Origin of the sequence: Nocardia sp. NPDC058518 (assembly GCF_042719655.1) — a bacterium.
Taxonomy (GTDB): domain Bacteria; phylum Actinomycetota; class Actinomycetes; order Mycobacteriales; family Mycobacteriaceae; genus Nocardia.
The window spans coordinates 577,425-590,095 of sequence record NZ_JBHXNJ010000001.1 but is presented as its reverse complement, the minus strand read 5'-3'; the positions used below and the strand labels follow the sequence as shown (position 1 = coordinate 590,095).

11 protein-coding genes are annotated in these 12,671 nt (G+C 66.5%); 6 read left to right on the top strand and 5 right to left on the bottom strand.

Going from position 1 to position 12,671, the window contains the following annotated elements:
* The first annotated feature begins 551 nt into the window (after positions 1-551).
* From mdo to mftM, 4 genes are all read left to right on the top strand, one after another.
* Positions 552-1,844, top strand: a complete 1,293-nt coding sequence (gene mdo, locus ACFWPX_RS02555; protein ID WP_378925274.1) for an NDMA-dependent methanol dehydrogenase — start codon at positions 552-554, stop codon at positions 1,842-1,844.
* Between the two features lie 74 nt (positions 1,845-1,918).
* Positions 1,919-3,010, top strand: coding sequence for an AAA family ATPase (locus tag ACFWPX_RS02550; RefSeq protein WP_378925272.1), 1,092 nt, complete (start codon positions 1,919-1,921; stop codon positions 3,008-3,010).
* Between the two features lie 54 nt (positions 3,011-3,064).
* Complete coding sequence (locus ACFWPX_RS02545; RefSeq protein ID WP_378925270.1) at positions 3,065-4,528, top strand: VWA domain-containing protein; 1,464 nt, start codon at positions 3,065-3,067, stop codon at positions 4,526-4,528.
* Positions 4,525-5,412 (top strand): mycofactocin oligosaccharide methyltransferase MftM, encoded by an 888-nt coding sequence (gene mftM / locus ACFWPX_RS02540; RefSeq protein ID WP_378925267.1) that lies wholly within the window; start codon positions 4,525-4,527, stop codon positions 5,410-5,412. Before ACFWPX_RS02545 ends, mftM begins: the two co-directional genes overlap by 4 nt.
* 128 nt (positions 5,413-5,540) lie before the next feature.
* On the opposite strand, the gene mftF is transcribed toward mftM, so the two are convergent.
* From mftF to mftA, 5 genes are read right to left on the bottom strand one after another with little or no spacing between them, the layout of a single operon-like run.
* On the bottom strand, positions 5,541-6,953 hold the full coding sequence (mftF, locus tag ACFWPX_RS02535; RefSeq protein ID WP_378925265.1) for a mycofactocin biosynthesis glycosyltransferase MftF: 1,413 nt from the start codon (positions 6,951-6,953) through the stop codon (positions 5,541-5,543).
* A complete protein-coding gene (gene mftD, locus ACFWPX_RS02530; RefSeq protein ID WP_378925263.1) occupies positions 6,953-8,125 on the bottom strand; it encodes a pre-mycofactocin synthase MftD in 1,173 nt (390 codons plus the stop codon). Before mftD ends, mftF begins: the two co-directional genes overlap by 1 nt.
* Before the next feature lie 19 nt (positions 8,126-8,144).
* Positions 8,145-9,323 (bottom strand): mycofactocin radical SAM maturase, encoded by a 1,179-nt coding sequence (gene mftC, locus ACFWPX_RS02525; protein WP_378925261.1) that lies wholly within the window; start codon positions 9,321-9,323, stop codon positions 8,145-8,147.
* Positions 9,324-9,359: 36 nt separating this feature from the next.
* Entirely contained in the window at positions 9,360-9,650 is a 291-nt protein-coding gene (gene mftB, locus ACFWPX_RS02520) for a mycofactocin biosynthesis chaperone MftB (protein ID WP_378925259.1), read from the bottom strand.
* Positions 9,640-9,741 carry a mycofactocin precursor MftA gene (gene mftA, locus ACFWPX_RS02515; protein ID WP_378925256.1) on the bottom strand — a complete coding sequence of 34 codons (102 nt, stop codon included), beginning with the start codon at positions 9,739-9,741 and terminating at the stop codon, positions 9,640-9,642. Before mftA ends, mftB begins: the two co-directional genes overlap by 11 nt.
* Positions 9,742-10,069: 328 nt before the next feature.
* On the opposite strand from mftA, the gene ACFWPX_RS02510 reads away from it, so the two are divergent.
* Together ACFWPX_RS02510 and ACFWPX_RS02505 are read left to right on the top strand one after the other, a co-directional pair.
* Positions 10,070-11,260 carry an iron-containing alcohol dehydrogenase gene (locus ACFWPX_RS02510; protein ID WP_378926113.1) on the top strand — a complete coding sequence of 397 codons (1,191 nt, stop codon included), beginning with the start codon at positions 10,070-10,072 and terminating at the stop codon, positions 11,258-11,260.
* On the top strand, positions 11,257-12,651 hold the full coding sequence (locus ACFWPX_RS02505) for a sensor histidine kinase (RefSeq protein WP_378925254.1): 1,395 nt from the start codon (positions 11,257-11,259) through the stop codon (positions 12,649-12,651). The genes ACFWPX_RS02510 and ACFWPX_RS02505 overlap by 4 nt, the downstream gene beginning before the upstream one ends.
* The last annotated feature ends 20 nt before the right edge of the window (positions 12,652-12,671 follow it).

Here is a 12,671-nt window from a genome sequence, read left to right as displayed (position 1 = left end):
AGATGCCGCGGTGGCAGCGGCCAGTCGATGCGAGCGGGCCGCGAACTCGTCGAGGGGGGGGCGGGGCGCGGTGCCGGGGGCCGCGGGGGAGGGCGCCGCCCCGCGCCCCCCCAGCCAGCCCCCCCGCCCGCGCGCCCGCCCCGACCCCGGATTTGTCTCGACCGCTTCAGCCGACGCCGTTGTCGACCGCCGCCGGCGCCGTTGCCGGGGCGGGGAGGGCGCTGAACGCCCTCTGCGCGAAGCGGATCGAAGTATTCATTCGGGTAAGCAGTCGCGACTGCTTCGGTTCTCAGTATCGACGTATAAGGTTGGCAATTAGTTGGCCGAATGCGGAAAAACGTGGTTCCGAGCAGCGGAATGAGTGAAAACTATCCGGCGGGGCGGTGGGGCCTATCCGTTCGGGCAGTGTCGGTCCGCCCTATCTGCTGGGTGCTGTGTTCCGTTGAGGCAGTTTCGGAGAATTCTCCTTCATTTGCTGTGATCGACGCCATAACGTCGTATCTGCCCGGTTGATATTCCGGACCGCAAATCTTTCTCCGAAAGGAAAGACGATGCAGGTAGACGAGCTGCTCAAGCCGTTTCCGATCAAGGAGTTCCATCCGTTCCCGAGGGCTCTGCTCGGTCCCGGCTCCCATGAAATCATCGGCCCCGAGGCCCTGAAGCTCGGATTCAAGAAGGTGCTGGTCATGACCAGCGGTCTGCGCGGCACCGACATCGTCCCGAAGATCGTCGGCTCGCTCGAATACCACGGTCTCGAGGTGGTGCTCTACGACAAGGTCGAGTCGAATCCCAAGGACTACAACGCGATGGACGCGGTCGCGCTGTACCAGAAGCACGGTTGCGACAGCTTCGTCTCGATCGGTGGCGGCTCGTCTCACGATGCCTGTAAGGGTGCTCGTATTTCGATCGCTCACGACGGCCGCAACGTCAATGAATTCGAAGGATTCAACAAGTCGGAGAATCCGAAGAACCCGCCGCATATCGCGGTGTCGACGACGGCGGGAACCGGTTCGGAAACCTCGTGGGCCTACGTTATTACCGACACCACCACCGATCCCGATAATCCGCACAAGTACGTCGCATTCGATGACGCCTCGGTGCCCACCCTCGCGATCGATGACCCGGTGCTGTACTTCGACTGCCCGACCGACTACACCGCGCAGTGCGGATTCGACGTTCTGGCACACGGCTCCGAGCCATTCGTTTCCCGGCTGAATTTCATGCCGTCGATCGGCAATGCCATTCAGTCCATCAAACTGGTCTCGGAACATTTGCGTACCGCCACCTGGAACCCGACCGATCTGGCCGCCCGCGAGGGCATGATGTACGCGCAATACATCGCCGCCCAGGCATTCAACTCCGGTGGCCTCGGAATCATCCACTCGATTTCGCATGCCATGTCGGCGTTCTATGACACCCACCACGGCCTGAACAATGCGATCGCGCTGCCGCGAGTGTGGGCGTTCAACATGCCGGTGGCCTACAAGCGTTTCGCCGAGATCGCGAGTGCGATGGGGGTGGATACCCACGGTATGACCGATGTGCAGGCCGCCGACGCGGCATTGGCCGCCGCCATCCGGCTGCTGCGGGATGTCGGTATTCCGGAGAAGTTCACCGATATCACCTTCGATACCTATTCGAAGAACCGGCTCGGCCAGGGGCCGACGCCGTACTACGAGAACGCCGCGGTGATCAAGGGTGACGACGAGGACATCGACCGGATCACCCGGCACGTTCTCGGCGATGCCTGCACGCCGGGTAATCCGAAGGAATGCACCTTCGAGACGGTTCGCCCCGTCGTCGAACACTGCATGAACGGCAGCCTGGACGACTTGCTCGGCTGACCGTTCGACTCGGTCGCGGGGTGGATCCGCTGTTCGCCCCGCGGCCGGGCGCCCCTGCTTCGGAAGGACTATCGATGAATCACTTCACCGGCGTCGAGGACGTGCGACAGGCACTGTCCGCCACCGGCTACATTGCCGACCAGCAACTCGCGACCACCGTATTCCTGCAGACCCGCCTGGAGAAGCCGCTGCTCATCGAGGGTCCCGCGGGTGTGGGGAAGACCGAGCTGGCCAAAGCGCTCGCCGAGGCGACCGGACGGAAGCTGCTGCGGCTGCAGTGCTATGAGGGCCAGGACGAGAGTCGGGCTCTGTATGAGTGGGACTACGGCAAACAGCTGCTGTATACCCAGATACTGCGCGAGAAGACCGGTCAGCTGATCGCCGATGTCGATGACATCGATGCCGCGGTCGAGCGAATCGGCAACTACGACAGCGTCTTCTACTCCGAACGATTCCTCAGCCACCGGCCGTTGCTCGAGGCGGTCCGCTCGGAGGAACCGGTGGTTCTGCTGATCGACGAGATCGACCGCGCCGATGAAGCGCTCGAGGCGGTGCTGCTGGAAATGCTGGGGGAGTATCAGATCTCGGTTCCCGAGATCGGCACCTTCCACGCGAAGCATGTGCCGCTGGTGATCTTGACCTCCAACAACACCCGTGATCTGGCCGCCGCGCTGAAACGACGCTGCCTGCATCTGTTCGCCGACTATCCCTCGGCCGAGAGGGAGCTGGCGATCATTCGTGCCAAGCACACCGGCCTCGAAGAGGACCTGGCTGCCCAGCTGGTGGAGATCGTGCGCGGACTGCGGATGCTCGACCTGCGCAAGGCGCCCAGTATCTCCGAGACCATCGACTGGGCGCGTACCCTCGCAGTCCTCGAGGTTCGGGCGCTGTCACAGCAGGTGCTGACCGACACCATGTCGGTGGTCGTCAAGTACGACAAAGACCTGCGGGCGGCGCTCGATGCCCTGCCGCGACTGCTCGCTGGGCAGACGCCGCAGGTTGTGCCGGTCGTCGACGAACCGGACGGCTACCAGGTGCGCAAGTCCAAAGATGAGCCCGGCCGTTTCGACGACGGGTACTACGGTGCCAACGCCGCCACTCTGACCAGGGCCGACGTCAGCAGCAGCCAGGGTGCGCGGTCGTTCGCGCGCCGGCGGAGCGGGTAGGCGATCGTGCGGGCGACTGTGCACGGGTTCGTCGGGCTCCTGCGGCGGTGGGGGGTGCGGATTTCGGTGGCCGAGGCCATCGACGCGATGCGCTGCACCGCCGAGCCGGGCGTGCTCGCCGATCGCGAAACGCTGTGCTGCGCCCTGCGCGCCGCCCTCGTCAAGGATCAGCGCGACGACGAGGTCTTCACCGAACTGTTCGACGCCTACTTCATGCTGGTCCGGCTCGGTGGCGGGGCCGAGCAGCGCCGCGACGGCGCGGCTGCCGACCGAGCCGCGGTCGACGAACTCCCTTCGCAGGCAGGCGATCTCACCTCGCTCACCCTGTCCGGGCAACCGGCCGAAGCCTCCGGAAGTGAGGGGGCGCGACCCGAAGATGTGCGCCACCTGTTCGACACCGAGAACCTCGCGCCCCGGTTCAGCCTCACCGAGGACGAGGGCATGATCGATCTGTCCGCACCCACCGACGAGATCGCCTTCTCCCAGAACAATCAAGCCGCAGAGGCCAACGGCTACCGAATCCAACTCGATGCGCAGCGATTGCATGCCGGTGGTGCGCCGGGACAGCTCGCTTCGTCCGACGGGGCCACTGTCGACATCCGGCTCACGCCCGCCGAGCAGGAAGCACTACTCGATTGGCTCAGCGCCGCCGACAGTGTCGAGGACACCTCCGCCTGGGAGAACGCCCGAGCGCTCGGTGACCTGCCCGCGGCACTGCATCGCCACGCCGAAGCGCTGCTTGCGCTGCGCCACCGTCGCGCAACACAGCGACGCAGGGTTACCGAGGTCGCCGAGGTCAGTGCCTCCGAACGCAGCGAACTCGAGGATTCGCTGCGCCGGATCACCCGGTCGCTACGCGGCGCCCGCACTCATCGGCGGCAGGTGGGATCGGGCGGCCGCATCGATGCCGCGCGCACCATGCGCCGCAGCCTGCGCTTCGACGGCGTGCCGTTCCGGCCGGTGACGGTCCGTCGCCCCGAGGACCGACCGCGGCTGGTCGTGCTCGCCGACGTGAGCCTGTCCGTGCGTGCCACCGCGCATTTCACGCTGAATCTGGTGCACTCGCTGCAGGACATGTTCGCCCACGTCCAGTCCTACGCGTTCGTCGCCGGGGTCACCGAGACCACCGCGCTGTTCACCGAGTACTCAGCCGAACGTGCCCTTGGTGAGGTGTTCGGTGGTGATGTGATCGATCTCGACGCCAATTCCGATTACGGTGCGGTGTTTCGGGAATTCTTCGCCGAGCACATCGGTGCCCTGAACCGCCGCACGACCCTGCTCGTCCTCGGTGACGGCCGCGGCAACGGCAACGATCCGGGATTGGCCGAGTTCGCCGAGATCGCGCGTCGCTCCCGCGAAACCATCTGGTTGACACCGGAACCGCGCTATTCCTGGCCCCTCGGCAATTGCGCCCTGCCTGCCTACGCCGAGCACTGCGACCGGGTGCGAGTGGTCCGCGGTCTGCGGGAGCTGGCGCATGCGGCGCACCACATCAGTGCGGAGGTGGCCGGGCGATGACCGTTACTGTGCAGGATCGGCTGCATCCGCTGGCACCGATGGCGGAGCTGACCTACGACGACGGCGTCGTTCGGGTGTCTGCACGGACACCCGGGCGGGCGGCCAAAGGTGGTCGCACCGCCCACTTCCGCGTCCATGTGGAAGGGCGCCGCGTGCTGATCCAGCACTGCCTCGCGCCCGAACAGCTCGACAACGACATCGCGGAGATGATCGCCGAGGAACTGTTCCGATCCGGTCTGCTCAGCGGCACCGGGTTGTTCGAGCGGATCTTCGTCGGCGTGGTCCGTACGACCGTGGCCGGTGCCCTACCGGCCTGGACCATGTTCTACGAGAACACCCTCGCCAAGATTCGCAGTCACTGGGGCGAGCTCGGCGCTGCGGGGACCCAGCTCGCCGAGATGGCGCCGGTGTATCGCCGGGCCCTGGATCTGGTCGGCTCGGGGCCGGTGCTCGATGTCGGTTCGTGTTTCGGATTCTTCCCGCTGCTGCTCGCGGAAACCGGGGCGCAGGTCATCGCGACGGATATTTCTCGCGGCAGTATGGAATTGCTCGCGACGGTCTCGCTCGCACGCGGCACACGATTGCAAACGTTGTCCTGTGACGCGGCATCGATCCCGTTGGACAACAGTGTGCACACGGTGACGGTGCTGCATCTGCTCGAACATCTAGACCCGACGCACGGGCGTGCGGTGCTGGCCGAAGCGGTTCGGTTGGCCGCCAGGCGGGTGGTGGTTGCTGTCCCGTTCGAGGACGAACCGGACCCGATCTACGGCCACGTCCGCACTTTCGACCTGCCCGAGCTGGCCGCACTCGCGATCGAGACCGGCCTGCCGTTCACCGTGACCGAACATCACGGTGGTTGGCTGGTTCTCGACACGGCGTAGCCCGGTCCGCTGATGCAAGAACGACCGGGGAGACGTGGTTCAGTCGGTAGTGCCCAGTCATCTGCCCGGGGTAGCGGTGGTGAGGCGGTGGGGCGGTTCTCGATCGGCCGGTTCGACGGTCCCGAGATTCATTGCGGTGGAGTCGATGTGATGATCCGAGGCAGCAGCGGCGCCAGGGTGCGGTGGCGCCGGCAACCTGCCCAGACCCCGGCGCTGTAGGCGACGTCGTCGGCGATTCGCAGCAGGGTCCAGCGTGCCCCACGTCGTCCGGCCACCGCCTCTGCCAGCACGTTGAGCATGCTGAAAAGCACTGCGCGGCGCCCTGCTCGGGTCAGCAGGGCCACTGGCCACCAGGTGCGCCGAACGGCTGCGGCGAGCATCTGCCCGGCCGCGAGATGGCCCTGGCCCGCGACGGAGACGGCGGCAACGGCAGGCAAGCTGTGGCGTCGCAACGCGCGATAGGCCAATGCGGTGCTCACCGCGCCCGTGCCCAGCGCGGCCCCCGGTCGTCCCGCGACGACCAGGCCCCACGACAACGCGCTCCAGCCGTTGAGACGGGCGCAGGTGAGTCGTCCCGGATGCCGAAGAGCCAGTGGCGCGGCCGACGTTCCGTAGTCGAATCGCTGCCGCAGCCAGGCACGCAGGGTCTCTCGCGGCTGATGTCGCACCACGGCATCGGGTTGATAGCGGACGAGCCAGCCGCTGTCCACGAGACGCCAGACCAGGTCGACATCCTCACCGAAGCGCAACTTTTCGTCGAAGCCGCCGATCGCGATCAGCGCAGCGCGCCGCACCACGAGCGCGGCCGTCGGCACGTAGCCGATGCGGGTCATCGGCCGAACGACGCCGCAATGCGGCCCCATATCGAGGCTCGACCGATCGACCTCGTAGTCGGCGAGTTCCGCGCCGATTCCCCGGCTCTGCCTGCTGACTGCCGATCCACGTACTCGAGGGGCGACCGCCGCGACCGCGGGATCGTCGAACAGCGGCAGAATGGACGCCAGCCACCCGGGGTCGGGCTCGACATCGGAGTCGATGAAGGCGATCAGGTCTGTCTTCGCCTGCCGAAATCCGGTGTTGCGCGCGGCCGCTGGCCCGTGCGGCACGTGATGGCGCAGGGTGGCAGCGGCCAGCGGTGGTGTGGAACCGTCGTCGACAACGATCCGTTGGTAGAGATCGGTGGTGGCCGCGAGCAGCCAAGCGACACCGACGGCGTTGTCCTTGACCGGTACGACCAGCGTGACATCGGCGGTGGTGTGCAGGCCGGGAGCCCGACGGGGGTGTACCAGCCCGATATCGAGCAGACGTCGTGCGAGTCCGCGAGCCGCGGGGGTGGTGCCGACCGGGGCTCCGGCGAGCCATCGATTCAGCAGATCGACTCCTGGCGCGGCCAGTCGCAGCATGCGGAGCGGGGATCCGCCCAGCAGCACAGACCCCTCACTGTGCCTGCACACGCTGACATCGAGTTCCAGGCGGAGTTCGGGCGGCGGGTAGTCCGATTGCGGGGTACCGGAGACCAGACCTACCCGCCGGGCGCGCACTACATGCCCCGCGTGAAACCGTCTGGGATGACCAGATCCTCCGGGCACAGGTCGTGGATGGACGAGCGGCCGAGCCCGTACAGCGTGGAATCGATACCCTGCCGCAGGATTTCGAGGACATTGTGCACACCGCGCTCGCCGTTCGCGGCCATACCCCATAGGTAAGGACGGCCGATCATGACGGCCTTCGCGCCCAGCGCCACGGCCTTGACGACGTCACTGCCACGCCGGATACCACCGTCGAGCAGAATCTCGACCTGATCCCCGACCACGTCCGCGATACCGGGCAGGGCCCGGATGGCCGCGGGAGTCGAATCAAGGTTGTTTCCACCATGATTGGACACCGAGATCGCGGTTGCGCCGATATCGACGGCCCGGCGGGCATCGTCGGTCCGCATGATTCCCTTGATCATCATCGGGCCGTCCCACTGCTCACGCAACCACGCCAGATCCTGCCAGGTCGGCGGTGGGGTGCCGATCCACTCACCGTAGGCACCGAAGAACGTCGGACCGCGTTCGCCGGCCGCGACGAGGTTGGGGGTGGTGAGGTCCGGCAGCGCGCCCGCGCGCAGAAAACGAAGCAGCCAGCCGGGGCGGGTCAGCACTTGCGGCGCGAACCGCACTGCCGTTTTGATATCGATGCGTTCGGGAAGCGGTGGGCTGCCCCAGTCACGGGCCGTGGCGAACACCCAGTCCAGGGTGATGATGATGCCCTTGGCGCCGGCCCGCTTGGCGCGATCGAGCCGCGCCAGCATGGTGTCCTTGTCACCGAGCCAATAGATCTGGAAGAACACCTTGTCGTTGGCGGCGATGACGTCCTCGATCGGTTTGGACGCGAACGACGACAATCCGAGCGCGGTGCCCGACGCGGCGGCAGCCCGCGCGACCGCGACCTCACCGCGCGGGTCGACCGCCTGCACTCCGGTCGGTGAACAGATCACCGGCAGCGAGATCGACTGCCCCAGTACCGATGTCGATTGGTCGCGGGTGGCGGGCAGGTCGGCGACGTGCGGGCGGAACCCGAGTTCGGTGAACGCGGCGGTGTTGTCCGACAGCGTCACGCCGGATTCGGAACCGGCCAGCAGTGCGCGATACACCGGTTCGGGTATCCGTTTCTTCGCGCGCTCGCGCGCTTCGGCGACGGTCTCGAACCAATCCTTGGTGCTTGCCATATCAAACGTCCTTTGCGAGTCAGCGGAGTCCGGACAGTGGGCTGGTGTCACATGCCCGGTCTGGCACCGGGCGGCTGAGCACAGGCAGCCCGAGCGAGACCGCTCGAGGGCGGGCCGGAGCCCGGGAGTGGTCCTTGTCCGGCCGAGGTGTGGCGCCGACGAGAGCGAGTGCGCTGTCGGCATTGCCCTTGACGCATTCGGGGTCGGGGCCGTCCAGCGGGAGACCGGTGAAGAATTTGGCTGCCATGCAACCGCCCTTGCAGGAGTCGAAGGCCGAGCAGGTGGTGCATGCTCCGCCGGTCTGCGGCTCCCGCAAAGAGGTGAACAGTTCCGATGTGCGCCATACGGTTTCGAATCCGCCGGGGTCACGGACGTTGCCGCCGAGGAACTGGTCGTGGATGGCGAACGGGCAGGCGTAGACATCGCCGATCGGGTCGATCAGGCACACGACCCGGCCCGCCCCGCACAGGTTCAGTCCGGGCAGCGGGGTGGAGCCGAGGGCGTTGAGGTGGAAGAACGAGTCGCCGGTGAGTACCTGATCGCCGTTGGCGATGAGCCAGTTGTAGATCTGCAGCTGCTGGTCGGTGGTGGGGTGCAGCTCGTTCCACACGTCGGCGCCGCGCCCGGACGGCCGCAGGCGCGTGATCCGCAACTGGGCGCCGAATCGGTCGGCGATGGCCTTGAACTCGTCGAGTTGGGCGACGTTGTGGCGGGTCATCACCACCGAGATCTTGAAGTTCTCGAAGCCGGCGGCGGCGAGGTTTTCCATCGCCCGATACGCCATGGCGAACGAGCCGGGACCGCGCACCGCGTCGTTGACCTCGGCGGTCGCGCCGTCGATCGAGATCTGGACATCGACGTAGTCGGTCGCCGCCAGTTGGCGGGCGCGTTCGGGGGTGAGCCGGACTCCGTTGGTGGAGAACTTGACTCCGACATTGTGGTCGACGGCGTAGTCGAGCAGTTCCCAGAAGTCCGGCCGGACAGTAGGTTCGCCGCCGCCGATGTTGACGTAGAACACCTGCATCCGCTGCATTTCGTCGATGACGGCCTTGGCTTCGGCGGTGCTCAGCTCACGCGGGTCACGCCGCCCGGACGAGGACAAGCAGTGCTCGCACGCCAGATTGCACGCGTAGGTGAGCTCCCAGGTCAGGCAGATCGGCGCGTCCAGGCCGTGTTCGAAATGTTCGACGAGTTTCATCGTTTCTCCTTTTGCGGGCAGGGCAGGGCCCGGCGCTCACGCCCCGGTGCGGGCCGCGATCGTGCCGGTCGCGGCCAGGCCGGCCAAGGCGGCGAGGTATTCGGGGCGGTCGTTGTCCGATATCTCCGCCGCGGCGAGGGCGGTCGGGATGTCCGGGTGGTTCGCCAGGGCGCTCACCACGCGGACCAAGGCGGGCGTCTTCAGAAACGACAGCCGCCGCGTGCCGTAGTCGTAGAGCAGCGCGCCGAACGACTCCGGGCGCACCGCCACCGAGGGCGAAAGCCGATACGGCCGCGCCGGATCGAACGGCGCGACCTCAGTAGACACCGCACATCCCATCGATCGACACATCTTCGATCAGGAGGTCTTCTTCGACCACTGCGGCTTCGACATTGTCGGTGTTGGTGTTCTCGCTCATTGCGGCTCCTATCCGAGGTGATGGTGAACTCGACGGTAGGTGCCCGTGAATCCGAAAAGAACGAGTTGGCTGCGGAACCATTCGAACGCGCGCTCGACCCGTCCGATCGGTCAGGTGGAGTCGGATCCCTCGGACGGTGTGTCTGCCATCACATCGGCGCTAGCCTGGAGTTGTTCGGCGGCGTTGCCGAATGCGTGCAGAAGGAGTTCTCGTGGCCCAATTGACGCGACCCGCATCGAGTTCACCGGCGAATCCGGCAGGATGGCCGTCCGTGGCGTCGGCGGTGAGCGCGTTCGCGGGCAATCGCGCAGACGCCGATGCTCCCGAGCTGGCCGGGCCGGGCGTGCTGGCGACGGCAGCGACCGCGGCACCGCAGCTGGCGAAGTTTCACGCTCCCGAGATCGTCTTCGGGCCAGGAGCACTCGCCGAACTCGGCCATTGCGCGTTGCGGCTCGGCGCCCGGCGGCCGTTCCTGGTCACCGATCCCGGGATCATCGAAGCAGGGTGGGCCGACGAGGCGATCGCCTATCTGCAGCAGGTCGGGCGACAGCCGGTGGTGTGGTCGGCGATCACCCCCAACCCGAAGGACCACGAGGTCGCCGCCGCCTACGAGCACTACGTATCCACCGGGTGCGATGTGATCATGGCGGTCGGTGGCGGTTCCTGTATCGACGCGGCCAAGGCGGTAGCCATTCTGGCGGGCAACGGCGGAGCGATCCTGGATTACGAAGGCGTCGACAAGGTCGTGCGCCCGATTCCGCCGCTGGTGATGGCGCCATCGACTTCCGGTACCGGTGCCGACGTCTCGCAGTTCGCCATCGTCACCGATACCGCGCAGCGCATCAAGATCACCATCCTCAGCCGTACCCTGGTGCCCGATATCTCGATCGTGGATCCGCGGCTGTTGATCACCATGCCCGAAGACCTCAATGCCGCCACCGGGTTGGACGCCCTCACCCACGCGATCGAATCGTTCGTCTCACGCGCGCACAACCGGCTGACCGACCTGCACGCACTGCACGCGGTACGCCTCATCACGAACAACCTGTGTCAGACAATGACCCATCCGCGCAGCGCCGAACCACGCATCGCCATGGCACAGGGTTCGCTGGAGGCCGGTATGGCATTCACCAACGCCATCCTCGGGATCACCCACGCCATGAGCCATCAGGTCGGCGGGCTACTCGACGCGCCGCACGGCGTCCTCAACGGTGTGCTCCTTCCACACTGCATCCGATTCAACGCCGAGGCCGATCCGGACGCCTTCGTCCCGCTCGCCGCGGCCGTCGGCATCGATGTCACGCGCAGGCCGGCCGCCGAGATCGCGCTGCTCCTCGCGGAACAGGTACGACACCTCGCCGATGAGGTCGGCGTCCCGAAGGGGCTCGGTGCGCTGGGCGTCACGGACGCGGACATCCCGATCCTGGCCCGCACCACGCTCAACGACGCTTGCCTGGCCACCAATCCGCGCGCCGCCGATGTCATCGACATCGAAGCGCTGTTCCGGCGGGCACTATGAGGTCGGAGACCACCGGGAACACCGATCCGGACGTACCCGGATTCGGGCGAACTCTCGCCGATCTGGGCGTTCTGACGGGGGTCCGCTCGGGCAAGAGATCGTATTATCCGGCCTATGTCCGCTCGTCCGAGCGCCTGGAGAACACCATTCGCGCACTCGACCGGATCTCACGTGCACTCGTTCGCACCGCCGAAGGCCCGCGCGGGCTGGTGGAGGCAGTACTGCGGGCCGCGGCCGAGCATCTGCAGGCGGACTGGATGCTGGTCGTCGTCGCTGACGGGGCATTGCGGGCAGCCCGGCCGCGATTCCTGATGCTCGGCGGTGACGGTGTGATCGAGGACGAACAGCAACTACCGCCCGAGGTCCGCGCGCACCTGCGGGTCCTGCGCAGCAGGCCATGGGAGGCCGAGGAAACGCGAATCGGGCCGGTCGTGCGGGTCGCCATGACACTCGACGGGGAACCGGTCGGCGGCATCGCGGGATTGCCCGGCCGTGATGTGGACGTTGCCGACACCGACCTGGCGATTCTGCGGGTGCTCGCCAATCAGGTCGCCGTCGCGCTGCACAACGCGTTCCTGCTGCATGCCACCACGAGACTGCGTGGCCGCACCGAGAAACTGAGCGAGACCGCGGCTCAGCGGGCCCGCGATCTCGCCGAACGCGAGGCGCAACTCGCGCTGACCCAACAGCGATTGAGCGAAGCGATGCAGCGTCAGGTGCTCGACGACGAGCGTCACCGCATCGCGCGCGAATTACACGACAGCGTCACCCAAGACGTGCTGTCCGCCGGGATGACGATCGAAATCTGTCGATCCGAGCTCGCGGCCTCCGACGGCCCGCCTGACCAGATCATCGAACAGCTCACCGCCGCAAAGGATTTGACCAGGCATGCGGTGGAACGGCTGCGTACGGCCATCTACGCGCTGCACCACAACTCCGACGAGGCGGCCGGATCGTTGCCGATCATGCTCGAGCGGCTGTCGAGCGTGCACCTGCCCAGCGACCTTCAGGTGCGGGTCATGGTGATCGGCACTCCGGCGCCGTTGCCGGGCGAGGCCGAGCATTCACTTCTCCGGATCACCGGAGAGGCGTTGTTCAACACGGTCGCTCACACCAACGCAGGTCGGGCTCAGGTCCGGTTGTCCTACCACTCGGACCGAATCGTGCTGACCATCGCCGACGACGGCGACGGCGACCCCGCCCAATTGCGCAAGGTGCTGCGGATGACGTCCTCTGCCGATCTGGCAGGCGTGCATCGCGGCCTGGCCAACATGCGTGCCAGAGCCGGAGAAATGGGTGGGAGCATGTCGATTCGTCGCTCGAAACTCGGCGGGATCATGGTCAGATTCGAAATCCCGCTGTCGACGATCGAGGCAGGGGCGCACTCGTGAACACATCCGAATCGGTCGCG

Coding starts and splice junctions, on each gene's coding strand:
- mftD (WP_378925263.1), bottom strand. CDS start 8,125: ATGGCAAGCACCAAGGATTGGTTCGAGACCGTCGCCGAAGCGCGCGAG.
- ACFWPX_RS02550 (WP_378925272.1), top strand. CDS start 1,919: ATGAATCACTTCACCGGCGTCGAGGACGTGCGACAGGCACTGTCCGCC.
- mdo (WP_378925274.1), top strand. CDS start 552: ATGCAGGTAGACGAGCTGCTCAAGCCGTTTCCGATCAAGGAGTTCCAT.
- mftM (WP_378925267.1), top strand. CDS start 4,525: ATGACCGTTACTGTGCAGGATCGGCTGCATCCGCTGGCACCGATGGCG.
- ACFWPX_RS02505 (WP_378925254.1), top strand. CDS start 11,257: ATGAGGTCGGAGACCACCGGGAACACCGATCCGGACGTACCCGGATTC.
- mftC (WP_378925261.1), bottom strand. CDS start 9,323: ATGAAACTCGTCGAACATTTCGAACACGGCCTGGACGCGCCGATCTGC.
- mftA (WP_378925256.1), bottom strand. CDS start 9,741: ATGAGCGAGAACACCAACACCGACAATGTCGAAGCCGCAGTGGTCGAA.